A 25,243-nucleotide genomic window follows, 5' to 3' on the forward strand; every position below is an offset into this window, starting at 1 on the left:
ATGTCGAACGTAACCATGTATTGCACCGCTGTGTGCCCTTATTGCACGATGGCGGAAAAGTTGTTGATGACAAAGGGCGTGAAGGAAATCAACAAGATTCGCGTCGATCTCGATCCTGCCCAGATGGGCGAGATGATCGCAAAAACCGGTCGTCGCACCGTGCCGCAAATTTATATCGGCAGCACCCACGTGGGTGGTTTTGACGACCTCGCCGAGCTGGATCAAGGTGGCGGTCTGGCCCCTCTTCTGGCTGAGTGATACTGGATTCCGTGCCACGATGAACATTGTCTGCCCAAAATGCCTCGCAACAAATCGGGTGCCGGATGAGCGTCTGGAGCAGAATCCGAAGTGTGGAAAATGTGGCGCAGTCCTTCTCGATGGTGCGCCGATCGAGTTGGCAGCCAATAGCTTCGGGCCGTTTATTGCCAGGAACGACTTGCCGGTTTTGGTGGATTTCTGGGCATCGTGGTGTGGGCCATGTAAAATGATGGCACCGGTATTCGCACAAGCAGCAGCCGAGATGAAAACCGGAGTGCGCTTCGCCAAGGTCAATACCGAACAGGAGCAAGCTCTGGCGCAGCAGTTCGGCATTCGTAGCATTCCAACCCTGGCACTGTTCAAGAATGGGGTTGAAGTAGACCGGGTCGCCGGGGCTCTCGATGCAGCGAATTTGAAAAGCTGGTTGAAGCGACATTGATTTGGCTGGACGGGAATTCTTTTAAATTATTTAGTTAGGGATCTGCATGAGCGACGAACAACAACCGACTTTTTCCATCGAAAAAATTTACGTCAAGGATTTGTCCCTGGAAATTCCCCATGCGCCGAAAATTTTCATGCAGCGCGAAACCCCGCAGATTGATGTGCAGCTGCACAATCAGGGTGGGATGGTGGAAGAGGGCGTCTATGAAATCGTGTTGACGGTCACTGTTACCGCCAAACTGGCCGAGGACAAAGCACTATTTCTGGTGGAAGTTGCACAAGCCGGGATTTTCCAGATCCGCAACATTCCTCAGGCCGACCTGGAGCCGATCCTCGGGATCACTTGCCCGAATATCCTGTTTCCCTACGTGCGCGAGACGATTTCGGACATGGTGTCGCGCGCCGGATTCCCGCCGGTGCTGCTGAATCCGGTCAATTTCGAGTTGATGTACCAGCAGCAGCGCACGGAGCAACCGGAAGCTGCTGCAACAGCAACGACTCACTGATTATCATGATGGGCAGGACCCAGGCGTTGAGGAGGTTTTTTCGCCTCGCCGGATTGGGCCTGCTGTTGTTTTTCTCCTCTTCGGGCGCGGTTCAGGCGCTGGATTACCGATCCATCGGCTCGGATCGCGCCATTCTGTATGACGCCCCCTCGATGCAGGCTAAGCGCCTGTTCGTGGTCGGCAAATATTATCCGGTCGAAATTATCGTCAACCTAGAACAGTGGGCCAAGGTACGAGACAGTGCCGGCGACCTGGCCTGGGTCGAGAAGAAAAACCTGAGGGATGCGCGCATGGTGGTGGTGACGGTGGCGCGTGCCGATGTCCGCCAGGCTGCGGACCGCAATGCGCCGCTGGTTTTTCAGGCAGAGCGTGATGTCGCGTTGGAACTGGTTGAGCATGGATCAACCGGTTGGCTGAAAGTGCGCCACCGCGATGGACAAATCGGCTTCGTCCTGGCCAGCCAGGTGTGGGGTATATGAAAATCGCCATACTGGGTGCAGGCGCGTGGGGAACGGCACTTGCCATCAGCCTCGCCGCACGCCATGAGGTGCACCTGTGGACACGCAATCCGGCTCAGTGTGCCGAGATGTCTGAAGAGCGTGCCAATCGGCGTTATTTGCCAGGATTTCCCTTTCCCGATGCCCAGCGGATTGAGCTGAAACTGGAGCTGGCGCTCGATCAGGCCGATCTGGCCTTGGCAGTGGTGCCCACAGCGGGCTTCAGGCAGGTGGTGAGGCAGATGGCCGAGCTGGGCGCGAAGATGCCGCTAGTCTGGGCGTGCAAGGGCTTCGAAGTGGGAACGGCCAAGCTGCCGCACCAGGTGGTGGCGGAGGAGTTGGGCGGCAAGGCGCAATGCGGTGCACTGTACGGGCCGAGCTTTGCCCAGGAGGTGGCCCAGGGATTGCCGACGGCACTTACCCTGGCATCCCGCGACGAGCCCTTTGCTCACGCCATGGCACTGGAGTTGCACAGTCCCAGACTGCGGGTTTATTCAAGCCCGGATGTGGTCGGGGTCGAGGTTGGCGGCGCAGTCAAGAACGTTATGGCGATTGCAGCCGGAATCTCCGATGGCATGGGTTACGGCTACAATGCGCGCGCCGCCCTGATTACCCGTGGGCTGGCAGAAATCGGTCGGCTCGGTGTGGCCATGGGCGGCCGACCGGAAACCTTCATGGGGCTGACCGGCGCGGGAGATTTGATCCTGACCTGCACCGGTGACCTGTCGCGCAACCGTACAGTGGGCTTGCGCCTTGCTCAGGGGCAAAAACTAGAAGCTATTCTGGCCGAATTGGGACATATCGCCGAGGGCGTGCATAGCGCGCGCGAAGTGTTGCGTCTGGCAGAAAGCATGAATGTGGAAATGCCGATCACCCACGCGGTGTGTCAGGTGCTGTTCGAGGGGATGCCTCCCGGCATGGCGGTGGAAGGGCTGCTCAGTCGCGAACCCAAATCGGAAAACTAGCCGGTTATTTTCCGCCTTCAAACCCGATCTGGCGCCAGGCTTCGAATACCACCACGGCGACCGAGTTGGACAGGTTCAGACTGCGGCTTTCCGCCCGCATCGGCAGGCGGATGCGCCGGCTTTCATCGAACTGTGCCAAGACATCTACCGGTAGTCCTCGTGTTTCCGGGCCAAATACGAATACATCATCACGCTGAAAAGCGACCTCGCTGTATCTCGCGCTCCCCTTCGTGGTAAGCGCAAACATTCGCCCCCCACGGAACTTCCCCAGACACTCTTCCCAATTTTCGTGGGTTTTTACCGTGGCGTACTCATGGTAGTCTAGCCCGGCGCGCTGTAACAGTTTGTCTTCCAGTGAGAATCCAAGCGGCTTGACCAGATGCAGCCTGCAGCCGGTGTTGGCGCTGAGGCGGATGATGTTGCCGGTGTTGGGTGGGATTTCAGGTTGGTACAGGACAATATCAAACATGGTTTCCCGTCGGTAGGAGTAAATTATTTATGCGGAGTACGCGCCACCACCCAGGCGCTGACCTCGGACGCGCCCTGGCTTTTCAATATCCGACTGATCTCGTTCAGGGTCGCTCCGGTGGTCATTACATCGTCCAGCACTGCGATCTTTTTCCCGGAGAGATCAAGATCGCAGGCAAAGGCTCCGTGCACGTTGCGGCGGCGCTCCTTCCATTTTAGTCCGGCCTGGGTCGGTGTGTCGCGCGTGCGTTGGCAGGCATCGGCAGTGAGCGGGATGTCCAGCCAGCGCGAAATCGGTTTGGCGATTTCCATGGACTGGTTGAAGCCGCGCTCCTTGAGTCGCCCCGGATGGAGCGGCATCGGCATCAGCAAGTCCGGTTTGGGATGGTCAGCGGCGAGCTGAGCCAGTGGTTTCGCCAGTATTTCGGTTAGCGCAAGATTGCCCGAATATTTAAAGGCGTGCAGCAGGCGATCAATCGGAAAGCGGTAACTGAATGCCGCCAGGGTGCGATCAAAAGCGGGTGGGGTCTGCAGGCAGGCTCCACAGACTTGACCTCCGGGAGTGGGAAGGGCGCATACCGGGCAGGCAGGTAGCCGATAGTGGGTAAGATCGGCGTCGCAACCTGTGCACAAAAGTCGATTTAAAGTGCCTGCACCGCAAAGTGCGCAATGGTGCGGTAAAATGGCGTGCACAATTTTTGTGCAACCGTTTAAAATGTGGGCTGAAAGATTTGACAACTTTTGGCTGATCCTTGATGATTGCGCCTATTTTACTGTGAAAAATCAAACAAAGACGAATCATGAAAACAGTTGAAAAATTGGTCAGCGCGGCGCAATGTCGGCGTTCGGCACAGATTTTTATCATCGGCAGCATGATTTCCGTGCTGGCGCCTCCCCTTCTCATGGTCTGGATCGCCGCCTCGATCTTTGCCTACGCTTCTGTTGCTCACCATCCCGATATGCGGGTCAGGGAATACCAGCGCTGGGCTGGATACCGTTTCTATGGGCTGGTAGGTACGCTGATAGTTGTACTTAACTTCAGTGGCGAAATGAAAGATTTGCTGGGTGGTGGAATGAATTTGCTGTTCACGGTGTGGGCAGTGAGTTTATTGGTGGTAGTGCCGTTGGGGATACGGGATTTGATCAGGATCAGCCGTGAAAATTGGCAGGATATGATGGTGGAGGTGCAGGTTCATGAATGATCTATTCAATCCCGGTCAGGGTGTGGCTGGAAAAGCTGCCGGAGAATGCCGGAAGTGGTCAGTTGTGGAGGCCGAAGCGCTGTTTGCGTTGCCCTTCAGCGACCTGATGTTTCAGGCGCAAACCGTCCATCGAATCCATTTTGATCCGAATGAAGTGCAGGTGAGCACCCTGCTTTCCATCAAGACCGGAGGGTGTTCCGAGGATTGTGGATACTGCTCTCAATCGAAGCGCCATCATACCGGTCTGGAGCAGGAAAATTTGCTGGCGTTGGAAACCGTGGTGGACAAGGCCAAGGCCGCCAAAGACAAGGGCGCCACCCGCTTTTGCATGGGTGCAGCGTGGCGGGGGCCGAAACAGAAAGACCTAGCGCCGGTCATCGAGATGATCAAGGCCGTGCGCGGTCTCGGACTTGAGACCTGCGTGACCCTGGGAATGTTGAAAGAAGGTCAGGCCGAGCAACTGCGCGAAGCTGGCCTAGATTACTACAACCACAACCTGGACACCGCGCCGGAGTATTACGGTGAGGTGGTCACCACCCACACCTATCAGGACAGGCTCGATACCCTGGAGCAGGTACGTGGCGTCGGCATCAAGGTATGCTCCGGCGGAATCGTCGGCATGGGCGAGTCGCGCACCCACCGCGCTGCGCTGCTGGTCCAGCTGGCCAATCTCAATCCGCCACCCGAATCCGTGCCGATCAACCTGCTGGTGCAGGTCAAAGGCACGCCGCTGAATGGGGCCGAGGCGCTCGATCCCATCGAGTTTGTGCGTACCGTTGCAGTGGCGCGCATCCTCATGCCACAAAGCCTGGTGCGACTCTCTGCCGGGCGAGAACAGATGGATGATCCACTGCAGGCGCTGTGCTTCATGGCCGGTGCCAACTCCATTTTCTATGGCGAGAAGCTGTTGACCACCCCCAACCCTTCCGCGGATCAGGATATGGCCCTGTTCGACAAGCTGGGTATCCGGGTGATGGGGGCTTAGCAGGAAGCGCTGTTTAACTAGATTTGGACGCGCATGCTATTTTCCTACCTAGCCGATGAACTGGAAGACCTGGAAACGGCAGGTCTGCGCCGCCATCGTCGTATGCTGGAAAGTCCTCAGGGCGCCCGGATTGTGGTGGATGGCCGGGAATATCTCTCGTTTTGCAGTAACGACTATCTCGGTCTTGCCAATCACCCAGCCCTGATAGCGGCGGCGCAGTCGGCCGCAGCGCGCTACGGCGTGGGGGCGGGGGCGTCCCATCTGGTGAGCGGGCACAGCGTCCTTCATCATGAGCTGGAGACTGCGCTTGCCGCTTTCACCGGCTTGCCTTCGGCGCTGCTTTTTTCCACCGGTTACATGGCCAATCTCGGAATCGTCACTGCGCTGGCCGGTCGCGACGACGAAATTTTCGCCGACAAGCTTAACCATGCCTCGCTCAACGATGCGGTGTTACTGTCCCGCGCCAAATTCACGCGCTATCCGCACCTCGACTTTGCTGCACTGGAGAAGCGACTCGCGGCATCCAGGGCGAAGCGCAAACTGGTGTTGACGGATGCCTTATTCAGCATGGACGGAGACATTGCCCCAGTGCCGGAATTACTGGCCCTGTGTGAGCGCCACGACGCGCTGCTGGTGCTGGATGACGCACATGGCTTTGGCGTATTGGGGGCATTCGGACGAGGGATACTCGAACATTTCGGCATCGCCTCGGAACGTATCGTCTACATGGCAACCCTGGGCAAGGCTGCCGGCGTATTCGGCGCCTTTGTCGCGGGGCCGGTGGAATTGACGGATTATCTTGTGCAGCGCGCTCGATCCTATATTTACACTACCGCCACGCCCCCCCTGCTGTCTGCGGCACTTTCCGCGAGCTTGCAGTTGATCGAAAAGGAAGCGTGGCGGCGTGATCGGTTGCGGGAGTTGATCACTGCTCTGAGGCAGGGCCTGAAGTTGCGGCGCTGGCGCCTGATGGACTCAACAACACCGATTCAGCCGGTGATCATTGGGGCCAACCAGGAAACACTGGCGGTGAGCGAGGCGCTATGCGAGCGTGGCATCTGGGTGCCGGCGATACGCCCGCCAACCGTGCCCAAGGGCGAAGCGCGCCTGCGTATTTCGTTGTCGGCGGCACATGGGATTGAGGATGTGGCGCATTTGGCGGCGGTACTGAACGAGTTGGAAAGTGCCGCATGAGCGTGCACATCGCAATTGTGGGCAAGGGTCCAGACCTCGCCCTTCTCCATGGCTGGGGAATGCACGGCGGGGTTTGGGACGGGGTGCGCGATGCCCTGGCACAACGTTTCCGGCTGCATATTGTTGATTTACCCGGCTATGGAGCAAGTCCGGCATTCGAGCCTTACACTTTGGAGCATCTTGCTCGTGCGGTATCGACCGCACTGCCGGGAAAGGTTCAGGTTTGCGGCTGGTCTCTGGGTGGACAGGTGGCGCTGGAAATGGCGCTGCTGTTTCCGGACCAGATCGAGCGCCTGATTTTGACGTCCTCCACGCCGTGCTTTGCGGCGCGGGAAGGCTGGCCATGCGCGGTGCCGCGCGAAGTGCTGCTGGAGTTCGCGGCTGCCCTGGAATTCGATTATGAAGGCACGCTGAAACGCTTTCTGGCTCTTCAGGCGCGCGGCGGTGATGAGGTGAAATCGCTGCTGAAACGCTTACGCGACATTTTGTTTACTCGCGGCCGCCCAGATGTGCAAACCTTGCGGGCAGGACTAAACGTACTGCTGGAGAGTGACTTGCGCAATCGTGTCGCGAAGATTAAAACGCCGACTTTGCTGTTGCACGGAGGACGCGACATGCTCACCCCGGTGGGGGCTGCGCACTGGCTTGCGGAACAAATGCCGGAAGCGCGCCTGGAGGTCTTGCCGGGCGCTGCACATGCGCCTTTTTTGGCGCACCCTGTGGAATTTACCGAAATTGTGACCGGATTTTTAGGGCCTGCAAATGACTGACCAATTTACGCTCGACAAGCGCCGGGTGCGCCACTCCTTTGATCGCGCCGCCGCCACCTATGACCAGGTCGCGGTGCTGCAGCGGGAGATCTGCAACCGCATGGCCGAGCGTCTGCAATACATCAAATTCGAACCGCAGGTCATCCTCGACGCGGGTTCAGGTACAGGTTACGGATCGCGCCAACTGAGGGAGCGCTATGCTAAGTCCCGCGTAATCGAGCTGGATATTGCGCCGGCCATGCTGAAGGCGTCGCGCAGCCACCAACCCGCGTGGAAGCGCTTGCTGCCCTTTGTCGCCGCCGAAGAGAGGGTGTGCGCGGACGCCGAGAGTCTGCCTTTGCGTGCCGGCAGCATAGGCATGATCTGGTCCAATCTAGCCCTGCAGTGGTGCAACAATCTTGAATCGACCTTCGCAGGCATGAATGGCGTGCTGGAAAGTGGCGGCCTGCTGATGTTCAGCACTTTTGGCCCGGATACCCTGAAGGAGCTGCGCCAGACCTTCGGCACGCTGGATGCCCATGCCCACGTTAATCGCTTCCTCGATATGCACGATATCGGCGACGCCCTGATGCGGGCCGGTTTTGCCGCGCCGGTAATGGATATGGAGACGGTGACTCTGACCTACGATGACTTGACCGGGTTGATGCGCGATCTCAAGGCGCTGGGTGCGCATAACGCTAATCAAGGGCGGGGACGCGGCTTACTGGGTAAGGGCGCATGGCAGCGATTGCAACAGAATTACGAGGCACTGCGCCGTGACGGTAAGCTGCCGGCCACTTATGAAGTGGTTTACGGTCATGCCTGGAAAGGCGAGAAGAAACAGTCGCCGGGTGAGTCGCAGGTGATTCGGTTTGCCAATAAATAATCTTCACCGCGAAAAAAAAGCTTATTTCATCACCGGCACCGATACCGGTGTAGGCAAGACGCTGGCCGCCTGTGCTTTGCTACAGGCCTTCGTCAAGCAGGGTCACAAGGTCGTCGGCATGAAGCCGGTCGCTGCAGGCTGTGTGGAAGCACCTGCAGGCTTGTGCTGCGAGGATGTGGAAAACCTGCGTGCGGCCAGTAATGTTGTTGCCCCACAGGAGTGGGTTAATCCCTATGCCCTGATTTCACCTGTTGCTCCTCATATCGCTGCGGAGCAGGCCGGTGTGGAGGTTAACCTTGAGCAGATAGACAAGTCCTTTCGGCAGTTGAGCGAAATGGCCGATGTGACGGTGGTCGAGGGTGTCGGTGGTTTTGTCGTGCCGCTCAACGACCGCCAAGACACTGCCGACATGGCGGAAATGCTCGGGTTGCCCGTAATCCTCGTGGTTGGAATGCGCCTTGGTTGCATCAATCACGCCCTGCTCACCGCCCAGGCCATCCGTCATAAAGGTCTGCGCTTGGTCGCATGGGTGGCCAACCGGATTGATCCCGACATGAGCGCGTTTGATGAAAACCTGCGTGCACTTGAAACCCGCCTTGCAGCACCACTGCTCGGTGTCATTCCCTATCAAGCTGAATTCAATCCCGCTGCTGCATCAGGATTAATGGATTTAAATATCCTTAATTCCTGTAAATAAAAATAATCCCTGTTTTTTCAAAAATATCCTTCGCAACACCATAAATATAAACACTATATTAGCGCATATCAATAATTATTTAGTACATGCTAATATAATTATGTGTTTATATATTGTCTACATAAATCAAGTGGTTATGTGGATTTCCTGCTTGTCATGCGGTTGTGACACATGTTAAATTTGACTTGAATTTACTGTACTACCTGCTGCCGGTACAAAAAATAAGAAATAGTTGCTTGGGGAGGTCTTGGTTGAGAACCAGTTATCGGTCAGATCGTCGCTCGAGAGCGGGTTGTGATATCAAAACTATCGCGTGCCACCTGATCTTGGCGGAATGAATATTACTGCCAACGGCATGCTTCTTCTCCCCAGGAGCTTGTTTTCTAATTCTTAATTGTCATTTTTTACTAGTCATAAAAGGAAGTCGCCGCAGTAATTTCCTTGGAAAAAAATGGCGCGGGTTTCAGGGTTTATATTGGGATCAACAGGGGAGAGGCATGGCATATAAAAAATTATTTGCATCATGGGCAGGGCTCGCGGCCATTTTCAGCTCAGGACTGGTCCATGCGGAATACGCCTGGAATTTCCCTGAGCCGGTGACGCCGCTGGCGCGCGATACGCTGCATGTGCACAACGAATTCATGCTGATCAGCATCGCCATCTTTCTGGTGGTGCTGGCCATCATGATTTATTCCATCTTCACACACCGCAAAAGCAAAGGCCATCAGCCGGCCAATTTCACAGGCCCCAGCACTAAGTCACAGGTAATCTGGACTTTGGTCCCGTTTGCGCTACTGCTCTTCATCGATTTTGTCGTGATGGGCATACCCGCCTTCCACAGCGTCGTCATGATGGAAGACACCAAAACCGATGCCGATATGGTGCTGAAGGTGACCGGTAGTCAATGGAAATGGCAGTACGAATATCCGGCCGAAGGCATCAAATTCGTCAGCACGATAACCACACCAGAAGGACAGATTTATAACAAGGAAGCCAAGGGCGAGCATTACTTGCTGGATGTGGACAACCACGTTGTGCTGCCCGTCAACAAGAAGGTACGGATACTGCTGACTTCGACCGACGTGATTCATACCTGGTGGATCCCGCAGTTTGGCGCGAAGCGTGATGCAATTCCGGGTTTTATGCGGGAAACCTGGGCAAGGATCGAGAAGCCGGGTATCTACCGTGGGCAATGCGCCGAATTGTGCGGCAAGGGCCACGGATTTATGCCTATCGTGGTGGAAGCAGTCTCTGAGGCTGATTACAAAGTGTGGGTGGATCAGCAAAAGGCCAAGCTGGCAAGCGCCGCCGCAAGTGCAGAAAAACAGTGGGGCAAGGATGATCTGATGAAGTTGGGCGCCGAGGTGTATGGCAAACAGTGTGTTGTTTGCCACCAGGCCAACGGCCAAGGTCTGCCGCCAACTTTCCCCGCTCTGGCTGGTAGCAAGCTAATCAACGGCCCAATGCTGGATGCAGGCGGACATTTGATTAAGGACGGGCACCTGGATCGCGTCATGAACGGCAAACTAGGCACCGCCATGCAGGTATTCAAGACGATGCTTTCAGATGCGGAAATTGCCTCGGTGGTGACATTCGAGCGCAATTCATTCGGCAACAAGATGGGCGACATGGTTCAGCCAGCGCAGGTCAAGGCGTTGCGCTAACCAATCAATCAGGGAAATGTAAGGAGCGAACTATGACGACAGCTACAGTTTCTACACACGACGATCATCACGATCATGGTCATCCGAGCGGTATCAAGCGCTGGTTGTTTACAACCAATCACAAGGATATCGGCACGATGTACATGATTTTCGCTCTGATCATGTTCCTGGTCGGAGGCATGATGATTATGGGGGTGCGGGCTGAGCTGTTTCAGCCCGGCATGCAGTTGATGAAGCCGGAGTTTTTCAACCAGCTGATCGGCGTGCATGCGCTGATCATGATTTTTGCCGCGCTGATGCCGGTTGCTACCGGGATGGCAAACTGGCTGATCCCGATGATGATAGGCGCGCCGGACATGGCATTGCCACGCCTGAATAACTGGAGTTTCTGGCTGCTGCCGCCTGCGGCAACATTGCTGGTGATGCCGTTTATTCTGGCTTTGTTCGGAGTGGGTACCGGCGCGGTAGCGACGGGGTGGACGCTGTACGCGCCGCTCTCAGTGCAAGGTGGGATGGGTGTCGATTTCGCCATTTTCTCCATCCATCTGCTGGGTATCTCTTCGATTCTGGCCTCCATCAACGTGGTCGTGACGATCCTCAATATGCGCGCTCCCGGCATGACCATGATGAAAATGCCATTGTTCGTCTGGGCCTGGCTGATTACCGCATTCCTGCTGATTGCCACGATTCCGGTTCTGGCTGGCGCGGTCACGATGTTGCTGACCGACCGTCATTTCGATACCCATTTCTTTGATGCGGCCGGCGGTGGCGACCCCATCCTGTTTCAGCATCTGTTCTGGTTCTTCGGGCATCCGGAAGTGTATATCCTGTTGCTGCCGATCTGGGGGTTTATGCCGCACATTCTTTCGGCCTTCGCCCGCAAGCCGATTTATGGCCACAAAGCGCAGGTTTACTCATTCTGGGCGATCGGGATCATGTCGGTTATCGTGTGGGCACATCACTTCTTTACTGTCGGTATGCCCATCCCGGCATTGCTCTACTTCATGTACAGCACCATGGCGATTTCGTTGCCTCTGGCGGTGCTGTTTTTCTGCTGGATCGCCACTATCTGGCGCGGTTCCATGACATTCGAAACCCCGATGCTGTTTGCTCTCGGCTTCGTTATTCTGTTCGGTATTGGCGGCTTGACCGGACTGGTGCTCGCAGACGTTGCGGCAGATGCCCAGTACCATCACTCCTACTTCGTAGTGGCACACTTCCACTACACTCTGTTTGCCGGTGGCATCATGGGTGCGATGGCGGGTGTTTACTTCTGGCTGCCCAAATTTACTGGGCACATGTACGATGAAAAATTAGGCAAGACGCATTTCTGGCTGACCGCTATTTCCTTTAATCTCACTTTCATACCTCAGTTCTTCCTGGGTCTGGCCGGTATGCCGCGCCGAATTCCGGATTACGCGTTGCAGTTCACCGAGTTCAACATGATCTCGTCGCTAGGCGCTTTCGCATTGGGGCTGTCGCAACTGTTGTTCGTGTACATCATTATCAAGTGCGCGCGCGGTGGCGAAAAAGCGAGTGACAGGGTATGGGAAGGAGCGAAGGGGCTGGAATTCACACTTCCTTCGCCCCCGCCCTACCATAGTTTCACCACTCAGCCGGTAGTGAAGTGAGGGTATTTGGATGAATAACGAAAATCAGAACGACGAGAAGCTCCGCCAGCAACAAGCTAACACGAGACTGGCCTGGGTCCTGGGCGTTGTCTCGGCCGCTGTTTTCGTTTTTATGATCTACTACCTGAGAGCCAAGTGAACGGCGAAGAGCTACGGCAAGCCAACAAGCGCTTGGCGCTGAAGCTGGGCGCTGGAGCAGTAGTCGCGCTGGCATTCGGGTTCGCCCTGGTGCCTTTGTATAACGTGCTTTGCGAGGCGACCGGCCTGAATGGCAAGACCAACGCGGAGCGCGCGAGGCCGGCAGCGGTCAAGGTGGATAAATCGCGTTGGGTGACGGTGCAGTTTACCGGCACGGTCATGCCGGGCCTGAGTTGGGCGTTTTATCCGAAGGTGGCCAGCATGCGGGTGCATCCCGGCGAGATTACCCGGGTCAGCTATTATGCAAAAAACCCGACCAACCAGACCATAGTCGGTCAGGCTGTGCCCAGCATTACCCCTGGTCAAGCGGCGCAGCACTTCGTCAAGCTGGATTGTTTCTGTTTCAAGCAGCAGGCCCTGGAACCGGGTGCTGAGAAAGAAATGGGGCTGACATTTATTATTAGTCCAGAACTTTCAAAAGAGGTCGGAACTGTCACGCTGTCCTATGCATTTTTCCCGGCAGTAAAGGGATCGTAGTTATTTGTCTGATGGAGGAGAGTAAAAAATGACCGAAACGCAGGGGCATTATTATGTACCAGAGCCGAGTCGCTATCCCATTATGGTGTCGGGAGGCATATTCCTGCTGGCTCTTGGATTTATCCTCAAGATAAATTCTATCGCAATCGGACAGTGGTCCATGCTGGCCGGATTTCTGTTGATTCTTTATGTCCTGTTCGGCTGGTTTGGGACGGTCATCGGGGAAAGCGAAGGCGGGCGCTACCATAAATGGGAAGATCACTCCTTCCGCTGGGGAATGGTCTGGTTCATTGCATCGGAAGTCATGTTCTTTGCGGCTTTTTTCGGTGCTCTTTTCTACGTGCGCGAATTTTCCGTTCCCTCGCTGCTCGATACCCAGTCTCTCTGGCCGGGGTATGCCGGGGCGTGGCCAATCAGCGGGGCCGGTCCGGGCGGTAAAGCCTTTACGCCGATGGGCGCCTGGGGTATCCCGGCGATCAATACGATGATCCTGCTGACATCTGGCGCGACGGTGACCTGGGCGCATTGGGGTTTGCTTAAAAACAACCGCACCCAACTGATTGCCGGATTATTTCTGACCGTTGCCTTAGGCATTTCTTTCCTGACCCTGCAGGCTTACGAATACCACCATGCCTATACCGAACTCGGCCTGACCATGGGCGCTGGGGTGTATGGCGCAACGTTCTTCATGCTGACGGGTTTCCACGGTTTTCACGTCACGCTGGGAACGATCATGTTGATCGTGATCCTGTTCCGCTCGATGAAGGGCCATTTCAAGCCGGATTCACACTTCGGCTTCGAAGGCGTGGCCTGGTATTGGCACTTTGTGGACGTGGTGTGGCTGTTGCTGTTCGTGCTGGTTTACTGGCTGTAAGTTGGAGAAGAGCGGGCTTGTGGCCGAAAGGCTATAAGCCCCGCTCGGGAATGACGCCGAAGTAAAACCCGAGCATTAATAAAACAAAGAGCAGGATGGAAAGCGAAACACGGATTGTGAGTGCTCTGGCGGTTCGTTCGCCTTGCCCCTTGTCCTTGTAAAGAAAAGTTAAGGCGCTGAACAGGCTGGCGACGATCAAGACGAGCAGGATGATAATTCCGATTTTGATAAACATATGAATCTTTCATAAATTGTCGTCTGAAATTATGCAACCCGGTGCCGGATTATGCAAACAAATCCCTTACGGTTTCGGCCGAAGCTGATGCCGACCCTGGCAACGTTGCTGCTGTTGCCGGCCCTGATCAGCTTGGGACAGTGGCAGGCCCGTAAGGCAGAGCTGAAGCAGGCGTTGCAGGAAACCTATGATCAGCGTGAAAAGGGTTCGTCTCTGCAAGTGGGCGCACACCCTCTGGATCCGGTGGCCGTTCGTTACAGCAGGGTGGTCGCTCGCGGTCGTTATGAAACAGCTTATCAAATCCTGCTGGATAATCAGGTTCACGATGAGATGGCGGGATACCATGTCCTTACCCCTCTGCATATCGAGGGTGGAAATATGCGTGTGCTGGTCAACCGTGGCTGGGTTCCGGTTGGCCGGGACAGAAATGTATTGCCTGAGACCGAGGTGCCGCAGGGTGTGGTGGAAGTGAGCGGTTATGCGGTCGTGCCGTCCGGTAAATTTTTCGAATTGGAAAAGCCGGAGGATTTACGGAGTGGCTGGCAGAAAGTTTGGCAAAACCTGGATTTTAAACGCTATACGGATGCGGCGCCGTTTCCGTTGCAGCCATTGGTGATCCGGCTTGATCCGGCAAGCACTGCGGGCGGCTATGTGCGTGAGTGGCCGCGGCCGGATGCGCGGATCGAGGTGCATCGCGGCTACGCTTTGCAGTGGTACGGGATGGCTGTGGTGTTGGTGGTGTTCTATCTGGTGACAAGTGTCAGGAAAGCGGCAAATGACGACCATGATCATGCATGAAAATAATCGGGTGGCGAAAGTGGCCCCTGCAAACAGTTGGGTTTTTGTCATGCTCATGCTGTTGTTCGTGTTGCCGGTGGTTGTGGCCACGTCGTTGTATCTGACTGGATGGCGACCCTCCAGCAGCGGGAATCATGGCGAATTGATACAGCCGGCGCGGCCGGTAGAAGGCCGGTCACTGCAAACCCTGGATGGCAAGCCGGCGAATTTCAGCGAGCTGCGCGGAAAATGGCTCATGGTGCACTTTGGCGCCTCATCCTGTTCGGAAGAGTGCATGAAGAATATTTACACCATGCGCCAGGTACATGCGGCCCAAGCCAAGGAGATTGGCCGGGTGCAACGGGTTTTTATTGCGACCGATATGGGCGCTACGAAAAGGTTGAAGGCAAAATTGGCCGACTATCCCGAGATGTGGGTGTGGACAGGGGAAAAGAAGGCTCTGGCGGAAGTGTTGCATAGTTTTGGAATTGATGCGGGGCAACCGGCAGAGCAGCAGGGCATTTATCTGGTTGATCCGCTCGGAAACTTGATCATGCGATACCCGCCAGGCACTGATCCCGGCGGCATGCTCAAGGACTTGACCCGGCTGTTGAAATATTCGTGGATAGGGTAGCCGCACAGCGTTGCGACGAACTGGCAAGATCAAGGATGAGAAGGGGATAGCATGAACATGAGCGCCACCATGGTTTTGCAGCAGGCTGCATGCTGTTGCCAAAGTTTTTATCTGATGTGCAAGCCAAGGGTGACTGCACTGGTTGTGTTTACGGCGGTGATCGGAATGTTCCTTGGCTCGCCAGGCATGGTTTCTCTGCCGATTTTGCTGGTGGCGACGCTGGGGATTGCAATGGTGACCGGTGCTGCGGCTGCGTTCAATTGCCTGATCGAGCAAAAAATCGATGCGCGGATGGCACGCACGCGCGGCCGTCCCCTGCCAGCTGGGCAGGTCACCTCACTGCAAACGCTGGTGTTTGCCACTCTTCTTGGCACACTGGGACTAGCCCTGCTTTACGGGTTGGTCAATCCATTGACGATGTGGCTGACACTGGGGACTTTTTTTGGCTACGCCGTTATTTACACTGTTTTCCTGAAGCCGGCTACGCCGCTGAATATCGTCATCGGAGGGGCTTCCGGCGCGATGCCACCGATACTGGGCTGGGCTGCGGTTAGCAATTCGATCCCCCCCGAAGCGCTGATCCTGTTCCTGATTATTTTCTCCTGGACCCCACCGCATTTCTGGGCGCTTGCGCTTTATCGCAGGAATGAATATGCCAAATCCGGACTGCCCATGCTGCCGATTACTCATGGGGAGGAGTTCACCCGGCTGCATATCCTGCTTTACACGATCATTCTGGTGACAGTGAGTCTTATGCCTTTCACCATAGGCATGAGCGGTTACCTCTATCTGGTGGGAGCGGCTGCACTGGATGTCGGTTTTCTCTACTATTCCGTCAAGCTGTATCGCACTTATAGCGACGCGCTGGCAAAAAAGACGTTCAGTTATTCCATTTTCTATCTGACAGCGTTGTTTGCCGTTCTGCTGGTTGATCATTTTATCAGGTTGGCATAAGACTACTCAGTATTCTCCATGTATAAAAAACTTGTCCTACTGACGACGCTTCTTGCTCTGTGCGTAGTTGTGCTGGGGGCGTACGTGAGGCTTTCCGATGCGGGTTTAGGTTGCCCGGACTGGCCCGGATGCTATGGCAGGATATCACCTCATCACGCGGCTGATGAGATTGCTCAGGCGGTAGCGATTCTCCCGTATGGGCCCGTGTCGACGCACAAGGCATGGAAGGAAATGACTCATCGCTATTTTGCCGGCACCCTGGGCTTGCTGATAGCGATCATTGCGGTATGGGCCTGGCGTAAACGCGATCTGCTTGCCCAGTCCCCGGTGCTGCCGGCCATGTTGGCAGGGCTGGTGATATTTCAGGCTTTGCTTGGCATGTGGACGGTCACGGAGCGACTTAAGCCGTTTATTGTCAGTGCGCATCTGCTGGGTGGCATGATGACGCTGGCGCTACTTGTCTGGCTGGCCATGCGCCAGTTTTCCGGCAGATACAGAATGGATCAGGGATTGGTCGGGAGCTTGCGCGGGTGGGCTGGGCTGGGGCTGCTGCTGGTCTTTTTGCAAATTGCGCTGGGGGGGTGGGTGAGTTCGAATTACGCCGCGCTGGCCTGTGCCGGGTTTCCGCAATGCAATGGCGTCTGGTGGCCGGAAATGGATTTTTCCCACGCGTTCGGGTTAGTCAGGGAACTGGGCATGACAGCCGACGGTGATTTTCTGCCCCGCGAAGGAATGACTGCAATACACTGGGTACATCGCCTTGGTGCTTACCTGATTCTCCTGTACGCAGGGGGGCTCGCTTTCCGGGTGATGCGCATCCGTAGCTTGCGGGGCGTTGCATGGATTGTTATAGCTCTGTTGCTCACGCAGATCGCGCTGGGTATTTCGAATGTCATGTTAAATTTGCCGCTGCCGGTTGCAGTTGCTCATAATGGCGTTGCGGCGCTGTTGCTGGGCGCCATGGTGATGCTGAATTTCCGGCTAAGCCTGGGCAGAGATCAAGCGGTATAATATTGAACAATATTAGGATATTCAGACCTATAAGTTATATAATTTTTTGTAACGATTATTTAGGATCAAGGCCATGATTTTATCCCGTACCAGCCAATATGCCATCCAGGCCCTTATTTATATTGCAACACGGCCCCCGGGTGAACCGATTCTGAACCGCAAGGTTTCTGAATATCTCGGCGTTCCAACGGCCTATCTGGCCAAAATCATGCAAAGTCTGTGCCGGGGGAATCTGCTTTATTCCTATCGTGGTCGCCAGGGGGGATTCTGTTTGCGCGAAGGCGGAGAGAAGACCGATCTGATGCAGATCATCACCCTGATTGAAGGGGTCGGCTTTACCGAGAATTGTGTTTTGGGGCTGAAGATTTGCAGCGACGAAACAGCCTGCCCGGTGCATGCGAAATGGAAGCCGATCAAGGAAAAAATTGTTGCGCTGCTGCATGAGCAGACACTTGATCGTTTGGCCATAGCAGTACAAAGCGGGAGGTATCGCATTTGTGATTTGCCGATGGCGATGATGGATGAAATAGGCCAGAAGGGGATATAATTGCGCCCCGTTATCGAACGATTTGGCTTGTGGGTTGCGGCAGTAGCTTGCATGCTGGCATTGTTGTCCGGTTGTGCCGACAACAGCATCCCGGTCGAGCCATTTGTTGCAACTGATATTACCGGCGCTGATTTCGCCAGGGATTTCCGCCTTGTCGACCATTATGGCAAGACGCGCACGCTGTCCGATTTCAAGGGCAAGGCGGTATTGATTTTTTTTGGCTATACTAATTGTCCTGATGTATGTCTAACCACGCTGTCAGGGTTGGCCATGGTGCAGAAACGGCTGGGCAGCGATGCGGGGCGAGTCCAGGTATTGTTTGTAACGCTGGACCCGGCGCGCGATACGCCAGAAAAATTGGCGAAATTCGTTACTTATTTTCATAAAGATTTTCTGGCCCTGTACGGCGATGAATCCGCAATCGCCGGAACCGCCAAGGAGTTCAAGGTGACTTATGCCAAACATGATTCTGGCTCCGCGGCGGGCTACCTGCTGGATCACAGTGCGGGTGTTTATGGCTTCGATACTCAAGGTCGCCTGCGCGTGCTGATCAATCACGATGCCGAACTGGTGTCTATCCTTCATGATGTGAAACTGCTTCTGGGTGAGAAACCGTGACTGCGGTTGCAGGAATGATGCCGAGACGGCCAGCGCCGCGTGTAGCGGAACCAGAAGTGTGCTCCCCGGTTACCTGCAAAGATTGCGGGATTTATGGTTTGTGCCGCGAGGTTAACGGCCCCGACGTAGATCTGCGTCTTCTGGAAACGATAGTCAGAAATCGCAAGGTTTTCAAGCGTGGCGAGCTGCTTTACCGGATCGGTGAGCCTTTGCGCGCCGTCTACGCGATCCGTTGCGGCTCAATCAAGTCATACGTGTTGACCAATGACGGACGGGTTCAGATTACCGGATTCCATATAACTGGCGAAGTTCTCGGCTTGGGTGCCATTGTCACCAATCAGTACATGAGCGAGGCGCGGGCGCTGGAAACCACCATGGTGTGTGAGGTGCCTATCGACGTGCTGGAAGCATACAGTGCGGAAGTCCCTTCCATCCGCCAGCAGATGCTCAAGATACTGAGTCAGGAAATTCTCGATAACCAGGAGTTGATGTTGCTACTGGGCAAGAAAAATGCCGATGAGCGCCTTGCCACCTTTTTATTAAGCCTTTCACGTCGCTTTCAGAAACGCAGTTATTCCCCCTCTCAATTCAATTTGAGCATGTCGCGTAGTGATATCGGTAATTACCTCGGTATGGCCGAGGAAACCGTATGCCGCGTGTTCACCCGTTTTCAGGATGACGGCCTGATAGCTACTGAGCGAAGGCGGGTTCAATTGCTCGATCAGGATCGTCTCACGTCCATCGCTCGCGGCTGAGCCGCATTCAAATTCGCGGCGTTCCGTCTGCTTAATAGGATACGCAGGTATTGATTAATTGATGTTTGGTTGACGTATGTCAGTGAAAGTCGGCGCGTTTGCGGTTATATTACGCACCATTGCGCCAAATGGCTGGAAAGCGTGTTTTTTGGCGCAGCGCATTGAATATCGCGTATCGGTCTGAATGCAATGAGGGCCGGACGTGGGCAGGTTTTGTTTACAAGGAGAGAGTTATGGCATCGGTTGCGATAGGGAGCGGCGAGCAATACAATTACGACATTGTTCGCAAATTCACCATCATGGCCCTGATCTGGGGCGCGGTGGGTATGCTGGTGGGGGTGTTTATCGCCTCGGAATTGGCGTGGCCATTTCTGAATTTTGATATTCCCTACATCACCTTTGGCCGTTTGCGCCCGGTTCATACCGGTGCCGTGATCTTCGGCTTTGGCGGCAGCGCGCTGTTCGCCACTTCTTACTACATTGTGCAGCGCACCTGCCAGGCCCGTCTGATTTCCAATGGCATGGCCAGCTTCACCTTCTGGGGCTGGCAGGCGATCATCGTGTTGGCCGCGCTGGGCGATGTGATGGGTTATAGCCAAGGCCGCGAATACGCGGAAATGGAATGGCCGGTTGACCTGCTGATCGCCGTAGTTTGGGTGACCTATGCCATTGTCTACATCGGTACCATCATGAAGCGCAAGGAGCCCCATATTTATGTGGCCAACTGGTTCTACCTATCCTTCATCCTGGCCACCGCCCTGCTGCACATCTTCAACAACCTGGCGATCCCGGTGAGTTTGACCAAGTCCTACCCGCTGTTCGCCGGCGCGCAGGATGCGATGACCCAGTGGTGGTACGGACATAACGCAGTGGGTTTCTTCCTCACTGCTGCCTTTCTCGGCATGATGTATTACTTCGTGCCCAAGCAGGCAGGGCGTCCGATCTACTCCTATCGCCTGTCCATCGTCCACTTCTGGGCGCTGATCTTCATGTACATGTGGGCCGGATCTCATCACCTGCACTGGACTGCGATTCCGGACTGGACTTCCACCCTGGCGGCGACTTTCTCCATCATGCTGCTGATGCCTTCCTGGGGTGGGATGATCAACGGCATCATGACCATGTCTGGTGCCTGGGACAAGCTGCGTACCGACCCGATCATGCGCTTCCTGATTGTGGCACTGTCGTTCTACGGTATGTCCACTTTCGAAGGTCCGATGATGTCCCTGAAAGACGTCAACGCCCTGTCTCACTATACCGACTGGACCATCGGCCATGTTCACTCCGGCGCACTGGGCTGGGTGGCGATGATTTCCTTCGGCGCCATCTATCACATGCTGCCCCGCCTGTGGGATACCAAGATGCACAGTGCCAAGCTGATCAACGTGCATTTCTGGCTGGCAACCATCGGCACCCTGTTGTACATCACCGCGATGTGGATTTCCGGCATCATGCAGGGACTGATGTGGCGTGCCTATGACGATTACGGCAACCTGCAGTATTCCTTCGCCGAGTCCGTTGCCGCCATGCATCCCTACTACGCCATGCGTGCCTTGGGCGGCGCTGTGTTCCTGACCGGCATGTTGCTGATGCTGTACAACTGCTTCATGACCATACGCCAGGCGAAGAGCATGCCTGCCGGTGGTTTGGCAGCGAGCGCAGCGTAACGGGACTCGGGTTAAGAGACGATGCTCCGCGGCGCGGGGCATCACTAATGCATAAGGAAAGATCATCATGGATCACGGAAAAATTGAAAAAAATCTTGGGCTGATGCTGGTGCTGACGATGTTCGCCATCAGTATCGGCGGTCTGGTTGAAATCGTGCCGCTATTCTTCATCAAGGGTACCGTCGAGGATGTGAGAAACGCCGATGGCATCAAGATGGTTCGTCCCTATAGCCCATTGGAGCAGCGCGGTCGTGACATCTACGTCCGCGAGGGTTGCTACCTGTGTCATTCGCAGATGATACGTCCGTTCCGCGACGAATCCATGCGCTACGGCCATTACTCTCTGGCGGCTGAATCGCAGTATGACCATCCGTTCCAGTGGGGCTCCAAGCGCACAGGCCCGGACTTGGCACGAGTTGGCAAGAAATACTCCAATGAGTGGCAGGTGCAGCACTTGATCGCACCGCGCTCGATGGTTCCCGAGTCAGTGATGCCGAATTACCCTTGGTTGCTGACTACTGCCCTGGATACATCCGACGTGGCTGACCGCATGACGGCGTTGCGAGTGACCGGAGTGCCATATTCCGTCAACAAGGCCGAGTTTGACAACAATGTCAAGGAATTCGGCGCGGATGTGGCGAAACAGTTGCACATCCCCGATGCGCAGAAAAACCTGATCGAACAGGCACAAACCGGAAAGTATGACGGCAACGCTGCTGATGTGACCGAAATGGACGCGCTGGTGGCCTACCTGCAGGTGCTGGGCACGATGGTTGACTTCAGCAAACTGGACAACGACAACTTCGTTAAATTCCGCTAAACGGGAGAGCGCTATGGAATGGCTGATGTGGTTTACCCGGTTTGAAAATACCAAACCGATATCGCTGCTGATTTTCTTCATCACTTTTTGCGCCATCCTGTTCTACGTGTTTGGCAACAAGAAGCGCGGCGAGCGCCTGGAATCTTACAAGAACATGCCGCTCCAAGACGATTAAATATTGACGCAAAGGAACTAATCATGAGTCAGGGAAACTCGCAATCGAGTAAAGTGCAAACCACCGGCCACGTCTGGGACGGCGATTTGCAGGAGCTCAACAATCCGTTGCCCGCCTGGTGGCTGTGGGCATTCTATGCCACCATCATTTTCTCGGTGGTGTACTGGGTCGCCTACCCGGCTTGGCCGCTGGGCAAGGGCTTTACCACCGGCATTGCTACCATCACCTACAAGAATGACAAGGGTGTGGAGAAAACCACGCACTGGAGTACCCGTGCCCTGCTGATGAAAGATCTGCAGGATGCCCGTGAAAAGCAGAAACCTTACTTCGACAAGGTCGCGGCCACACCCTACGAGCAGATTTCCAAGGATCCGGAGTTATCCAACTTCGTGGCATCCGCCGGCAAAGTGCTGTTCTCTGACAACTGTGCCGCTTGTCACCAGAGTGGCGGGCAGGGCAAGATGGCATTCGCCCCCAATCTGACCGATGACGACTGGATTTATGGTGGCACTCACGACAAGATCCAGGCATCCATCGCTAACGGTCGTCACGGCATCATGCCGGCCAAGGGTGGTGCTGACCTGAATGAGGGCGAAATCGAGAGTCTCGCCAACTATGTGCTGAGCCTGTCGGGCGAGCCTATGGATGCCGCCAAGGCCAAAGCCGGCGACGAATTGTTCCATGGCAAGGCGACCTGTCTCGCTTGTCACGGTGCGGACGGTAAGGGCAACAAGGACATCGGCTCGGCCAACCTGACCGACAAGATCTGGTTGTGGGCTGACGTGCCTGCCCAGGACAGTGCAGACAAGAAAGTTGCCGTGGTCAAGGCGGTGATCACCTCCGGTCTGAACAAAGGTGTGATGCCTGCCTGGAATAGCCGTCTCAGCGCTGACCAGATCAAGCTGCTGACGGTTTACGTGCACGATGTGCTCGGCGGCGGCAGCAATAAGTAAAACGCGTTCGCTGTGAACGTATGGACCCCGGCCATGTGGACGGGGTCTTTTTGTTTACGAAGCCTTACTCGCGCAAAAAACATTAGTATATAAATATATTCTACCGATCTAGGTGGAACATTTTTGAGAATTGCTGGCCGAAAGACCTGAGTGGTCAGGAGAGCATTGTGAAAGTACAAAACTTGCAAACAGGTGAAAACTCCGAAGAGTTATTTCAGAAGCGGATTCCGATATTCACCCGGTCGGTTAAAGGTTCTTTTCGTACCTTTAAGACATCCGTGCTGGTGCTGGCATATACCGTCTATTTTCTCTTGCCCTGGTTGCCTTGGGCGCGCCATGATGCGCCTGCGCAGGCCGTGTTGTTCGACATGGTGGGGCGCCGCTTCTTCATCTTCGACTTGGTGTTCTATCCGCAGGATCTGATCTCTCTCTCACTGCTAATGTTCATCGCCGCAGCTCTGTTGTTCTTCGCAACCGGACTGGTAGGGAGGGCATTCTGCGGTTATTTTTGCTTCCAGACGCTGTGGACGGATGCTTTCATGTTTATCGAACGCTGGGTTCAGGGTGAACGCCCTGCCCGCATTCGTCTTTACAAGCAGCCATGGAACATGGAGAAGGCGGCCAAGTATGGTGCCACACATGGCTTGTGGCTGCTTCTGGCCTTCCTTACCGCCTACAGCTTCATCATGTACTACGGTTATGCGCCAGAGCTGACTCGACGTTTCTTCACTGCTGACCTGCCTTTTGTTGCCTATTTCACCGTGTTGATTTTGACCGTGACCACCTACGTGGCGGCTGCACTGGCGCGCGAGCAGGTATGCATTTACATGTGCCCCTACGCGCGTTTTCAGGGCGTGATGTACGAGCCGGAAACCTTGGCGCCCTACTATGACTTCCAGCGCGGTGAGGGTACGGCAGGGCGAGCCGTACCGCGTGCAGGCACCAAGACTCGCGAGGATCGACAGGCCCAGGGAATCGGCGATTGCATCGATTGCGGTTTTTGCGTGCAGGTGTGTCCGGCGGGTATCGACATTCGCAAAGGGCTGCAATACCAGTGCATTTCCTGCGGGTTGTGTGTAGACGCCTGCAACAACATAATGGATTCGGTCGGTTACCCCCGTAATTTGATCCGATACGATTCGGAAATCAACATCGAAAGCAAGAATCCGGGCAAGCCGAATCTGGACTGGCTGCGGTTGCGCACCTTGGGCTATGGCGCGGCAATACTCGTGATGGTGGGTGTGCTGGTATACAATATCGCCTCGCGTTCCGAGATTGAGCTCTCCATCCAGCCGGTGCGTCAGCCGCTGTTTGTGGTGTTGTCGAACGGTGATATCCGCAATCGCTACCAGATACACATTACCAACAAGTCGCAGGACGTGCAGGATTACCGCATCAGTGTGCGAGGGATTCCGGAGGGTGACGTGGACTTGGGAGAGATGCGCGAGGTCAGCGTGCGCCAGGGCAAGAGTTTGATGGTGCTGGCGAACGTCAAGCTTCCCCCGGCTATGGTGAGCCAGGTGAGTGAAATCGAATTCGTCATTACTCCTCTGAAAAAACCGGAACAGGAAGTCATAAAGAAAGTCCGCTTTTACGCCAAACATGAAAGATAAATAGATGACAGTGACCTTGTTCGGGGGGGCCGCGCTAATCGCTCTGTTGTATTTTGGCCTGCGCCTGGCTGGCGTTTCCAACTACTGGCGCGGCGTGATCAGCGGTGCGTTGCCGACTCTGGCGATTATGTTCTACAGCCTGAGTCATTGGCCCGGCGGCGATGTGGTGGCATTGCATCTGGCGCTGTACGTTGCCACGGCGATCGTCCTGACTCTGACAGGAGATCGAAAGGTAGGGGCGCCGCGTCAGCGGATGCACTGGATTCCGAAGATTATTGTCGGCTTCTTTCTGACGCTGGCGCTGTTGATGGCAGCATTCGTCTCGATTTCTATAAGCGGCCTGCCGCCGTCGATTGCCAAATGGGTCATGCCTAATGCAGGAGACAAGCCAGTTTATACCGCTTTTTCCGGAGAGGTCCCGCATGATGAGGCGGCGGCCAAGGTTGTCAGTCAGTACATGAAGAAATCCTTGCGGCAACGCCAGCTTGGCTGGCAGATCGAGGTTGCCGGGCTCGACCAGATCAAGCTCGGCCAGGCCAGTGAGGTGACCGTGAGTGCCAGCGACAGTGCGCAGCAGCCGCTCGAAGGTGCAATCGTGACGCTCACCATCAAGCACCCCGCCGACGGTTCGGATATGGGGAAATCAACTAATTTGAGCTCTTTTGCGCCGGGACGCTACCATGCACTGGTCGGCATGGATCGGCCAGGCCAGTGGGTGGCGGTGCTACTGATTGAGCGTGGCCAGGACAAGTTCGAAACGGCAAAAGAGATTATCGTTCCGGCATTCTAACT

Annotated in this window: 31 protein-coding genes; 28 read left to right on the forward strand and 3 right to left on the reverse strand. The window is 55.4% G+C overall.

All coding sequences use genetic code 11. The features are described 5' to 3' along the window. From grxC to SCT_RS09905, 5 genes are read left to right on the forward strand one after another with little or no spacing between them, the layout of a single operon-like run. A complete protein-coding gene (gene grxC, locus SCT_RS09885) occupies positions 1–258 on the forward strand; it encodes a glutaredoxin 3 (RefSeq protein ID WP_059422357.1) in 258 nt (85 codons plus the stop codon). Positions 259–277: 19 nt separating this feature from the next. Then, a complete protein-coding gene (trxC, locus tag SCT_RS09890; protein ID WP_059422362.1) occupies positions 278–697 on the forward strand; it encodes a thioredoxin TrxC in 420 nt (139 codons plus the stop codon). A gap of 46 nt (positions 698–743) precedes the next feature. Next, the gene (gene secB / locus SCT_RS09895) at positions 744–1,205 is read left to right on the forward strand and encodes a protein-export chaperone SecB (protein ID WP_059422366.1); all 462 of its coding nucleotides are present in this window, start codon (positions 744–746) and stop codon (positions 1,203–1,205) included. Positions 1,206–1,210: 5 nt separating this feature from the next. Continuing rightward, complete coding sequence (locus SCT_RS09900; RefSeq protein WP_082098281.1) at positions 1,211–1,684, forward strand: SH3 domain-containing protein; 474 nt, start codon at positions 1,211–1,213, stop codon at positions 1,682–1,684. Further along, positions 1,681–2,667 carry an NAD(P)H-dependent glycerol-3-phosphate dehydrogenase gene (locus tag SCT_RS09905; protein ID WP_059422372.1) on the forward strand — a complete coding sequence of 329 codons (987 nt, stop codon included), beginning with the start codon at positions 1,681–1,683 and terminating at the stop codon, positions 2,665–2,667. Before SCT_RS09900 ends, SCT_RS09905 begins: the two co-directional genes overlap by 4 nt. A 4-nt stretch (positions 2,668–2,671) precedes the next feature. Here the strand turns inward: SCT_RS09905 and trmL are convergent, their stop codons facing one another. Both trmL and SCT_RS09915 read right to left on the reverse strand, forming a co-directional pair. Continuing rightward, positions 2,672–3,136, reverse strand: coding sequence for a tRNA (uridine(34)/cytosine(34)/5-carboxymethylaminomethyluridine(34)-2'-O)-methyltransferase TrmL (gene trmL, locus SCT_RS09910; protein ID WP_059422374.1), 465 nt, complete (start codon positions 3,134–3,136; stop codon positions 2,672–2,674). 23 nt (positions 3,137–3,159) lie between these two features. Then, positions 3,160–3,828: a ComF family protein gene (locus tag SCT_RS09915; RefSeq protein ID WP_256381547.1), complete on the reverse strand. Its 669-nt coding sequence runs from the start codon at positions 3,826–3,828 to the stop codon at positions 3,160–3,162. A gap of 107 nt (positions 3,829–3,935) precedes the next feature. Here SCT_RS09915 and SCT_RS09920 point away from each other — a divergent pair, with 107 nt between their 5' ends. The 10 genes from SCT_RS09920 (at position 3,936) to SCT_RS09965 (ending at position 13,692) form a co-directional block, all read left to right on the forward strand. Further along, positions 3,936–4,337, forward strand: a complete 402-nt coding sequence (locus SCT_RS09920; RefSeq protein ID WP_059422376.1) for a hypothetical protein — start codon at positions 3,936–3,938, stop codon at positions 4,335–4,337. Next, positions 4,330–5,322, forward strand: coding sequence for a biotin synthase BioB (gene bioB, locus SCT_RS09925; RefSeq protein WP_059422377.1), 993 nt, complete (start codon positions 4,330–4,332; stop codon positions 5,320–5,322). Before SCT_RS09920 ends, bioB begins: the two co-directional genes overlap by 8 nt. Before the next feature lie 33 nt (positions 5,323–5,355). Next, a complete protein-coding gene (gene bioF, locus SCT_RS09930) occupies positions 5,356–6,516 on the forward strand; it encodes an 8-amino-7-oxononanoate synthase (RefSeq protein ID WP_059422380.1) in 1,161 nt (386 codons plus the stop codon). After that, positions 6,513–7,286, forward strand: a complete 774-nt coding sequence (gene bioH, locus SCT_RS09935; RefSeq protein WP_059422381.1) for a pimeloyl-ACP methyl ester esterase BioH — start codon at positions 6,513–6,515, stop codon at positions 7,284–7,286. Before bioF ends, bioH begins: the two co-directional genes overlap by 4 nt. After that, positions 7,279–8,151: a malonyl-ACP O-methyltransferase BioC gene (bioC, locus tag SCT_RS09940; RefSeq protein WP_059422382.1), complete on the forward strand. Its 873-nt coding sequence runs from the start codon at positions 7,279–7,281 to the stop codon at positions 8,149–8,151. The genes bioH and bioC overlap by 8 nt, the downstream gene beginning before the upstream one ends. Further along, the gene (gene bioD / locus SCT_RS09945) at positions 8,138–8,848 is read left to right on the forward strand and encodes a dethiobiotin synthase (protein WP_082098283.1); all 711 of its coding nucleotides are present in this window, start codon (positions 8,138–8,140) and stop codon (positions 8,846–8,848) included. The genes bioC and bioD overlap by 14 nt, the downstream gene beginning before the upstream one ends. A 497-nt stretch (positions 8,849–9,345) precedes the next feature. Continuing rightward, on the forward strand, positions 9,346–10,512 hold the full coding sequence (gene coxB / locus SCT_RS09950) for a cytochrome c oxidase subunit II (RefSeq protein ID WP_059422383.1): 1,167 nt from the start codon (positions 9,346–9,348) through the stop codon (positions 10,510–10,512). 32 nt (positions 10,513–10,544) lie between these two features. Next, positions 10,545–12,143, forward strand: a complete 1,599-nt coding sequence (locus tag SCT_RS09955; protein ID WP_059422385.1) for a cytochrome c oxidase subunit 1 — start codon at positions 10,545–10,547, stop codon at positions 12,141–12,143. Positions 12,144–12,278: 135 nt separating this feature from the next. Next, complete coding sequence (locus SCT_RS09960; RefSeq protein ID WP_059422389.1) at positions 12,279–12,818, forward strand: cytochrome c oxidase assembly protein; 540 nt, start codon at positions 12,279–12,281, stop codon at positions 12,816–12,818. Positions 12,819–12,846: 28 nt separating this feature from the next. After that, the gene (locus SCT_RS09965; protein ID WP_059422392.1) at positions 12,847–13,692 is read left to right on the forward strand and encodes a cytochrome c oxidase subunit 3; all 846 of its coding nucleotides are present in this window, start codon (positions 12,847–12,849) and stop codon (positions 13,690–13,692) included. A gap of 31 nt (positions 13,693–13,723) precedes the next feature. Here the strand turns inward: SCT_RS09965 and SCT_RS09970 are convergent, their stop codons facing one another. After that, positions 13,724–13,927 carry a twin transmembrane helix small protein gene (locus SCT_RS09970; protein ID WP_059422393.1) on the reverse strand — a complete coding sequence of 68 codons (204 nt, stop codon included), beginning with the start codon at positions 13,925–13,927 and terminating at the stop codon, positions 13,724–13,726. 51 nt (positions 13,928–13,978) lie between these two features. Here SCT_RS09970 and SCT_RS09975 point away from each other — a divergent pair, with 51 nt between their 5' ends. From SCT_RS09975 to SCT_RS10030, 13 genes are all read left to right on the forward strand, one after another. Beyond that, complete coding sequence (locus SCT_RS09975; RefSeq protein ID WP_237759655.1) at positions 13,979–14,725, forward strand: SURF1 family protein; 747 nt, start codon at positions 13,979–13,981, stop codon at positions 14,723–14,725. Then, complete coding sequence (locus SCT_RS09980) at positions 14,703–15,338, forward strand: SCO family protein (protein WP_059422395.1); 636 nt, start codon at positions 14,703–14,705, stop codon at positions 15,336–15,338. Before SCT_RS09975 ends, SCT_RS09980 begins: the two co-directional genes overlap by 23 nt. Positions 15,339–15,389: 51 nt before the next feature. Further along, complete coding sequence (gene cyoE, locus SCT_RS09985) at positions 15,390–16,292, forward strand: heme o synthase (protein WP_059422397.1); 903 nt, start codon at positions 15,390–15,392, stop codon at positions 16,290–16,292. A gap of 18 nt (positions 16,293–16,310) precedes the next feature. Next, positions 16,311–17,303 (forward strand): heme A synthase, encoded by a 993-nt coding sequence (locus tag SCT_RS09990; RefSeq protein ID WP_059422398.1) that lies wholly within the window; start codon positions 16,311–16,313, stop codon positions 17,301–17,303. Positions 17,304–17,376: 73 nt separating this feature from the next. After that, positions 17,377–17,850: an Rrf2 family transcriptional regulator gene (locus SCT_RS09995; RefSeq protein ID WP_059422399.1), complete on the forward strand. Its 474-nt coding sequence runs from the start codon at positions 17,377–17,379 to the stop codon at positions 17,848–17,850. Continuing rightward, positions 17,851–18,468, forward strand: coding sequence for an SCO family protein (locus SCT_RS10000; protein WP_202812142.1), 618 nt, complete (start codon positions 17,851–17,853; stop codon positions 18,466–18,468). A 56-nt stretch (positions 18,469–18,524) separates the two neighbouring features. Then, positions 18,525–19,223, forward strand: a complete 699-nt coding sequence (gene fnr / locus SCT_RS10005) for a fumarate/nitrate reduction transcriptional regulator Fnr (RefSeq protein ID WP_237759656.1) — start codon at positions 18,525–18,527, stop codon at positions 19,221–19,223. 233 nt (positions 19,224–19,456) lie between these two features. Continuing rightward, positions 19,457–20,890 carry a cytochrome-c oxidase, cbb3-type subunit I gene (ccoN, locus tag SCT_RS10010; protein ID WP_059422401.1) on the forward strand — a complete coding sequence of 478 codons (1,434 nt, stop codon included), beginning with the start codon at positions 19,457–19,459 and terminating at the stop codon, positions 20,888–20,890. Between the two features lie 67 nt (positions 20,891–20,957). Then, entirely contained in the window at positions 20,958–21,710 is a 753-nt protein-coding gene (gene ccoO / locus SCT_RS10015) for a cytochrome-c oxidase, cbb3-type subunit II (RefSeq protein ID WP_059422402.1), read from the forward strand. Between the two features lie 13 nt (positions 21,711–21,723). After that, complete coding sequence (locus tag SCT_RS16790) at positions 21,724–21,885, forward strand: cbb3-type cytochrome c oxidase subunit 3 (RefSeq protein WP_082098285.1); 162 nt, start codon at positions 21,724–21,726, stop codon at positions 21,883–21,885. Positions 21,886–21,908: 23 nt separating this feature from the next. After that, positions 21,909–22,838, forward strand: a complete 930-nt coding sequence (gene ccoP, locus SCT_RS10020) for a cytochrome-c oxidase, cbb3-type subunit III (RefSeq protein ID WP_059422403.1) — start codon at positions 21,909–21,911, stop codon at positions 22,836–22,838. A 167-nt stretch (positions 22,839–23,005) separates the two neighbouring features. Continuing rightward, positions 23,006–24,451, forward strand: coding sequence for a cytochrome c oxidase accessory protein CcoG (gene ccoG / locus SCT_RS10025; protein WP_082098286.1), 1,446 nt, complete (start codon positions 23,006–23,008; stop codon positions 24,449–24,451). Positions 24,452–24,455: 4 nt separating this feature from the next. Next, a complete protein-coding gene (locus tag SCT_RS10030; protein WP_059422409.1) occupies positions 24,456–25,241 on the forward strand; it encodes a FixH family protein in 786 nt (261 codons plus the stop codon). The last annotated feature ends 2 nt before the right edge of the window (positions 25,242–25,243 follow it).

Origin of the sequence: Sulfuricella sp. T08 (genome assembly GCF_000971475.1) — a bacterium.
Lineage (GTDB): Bacteria > Pseudomonadota > Gammaproteobacteria > Burkholderiales > Sulfuricellaceae > Sulfuricella.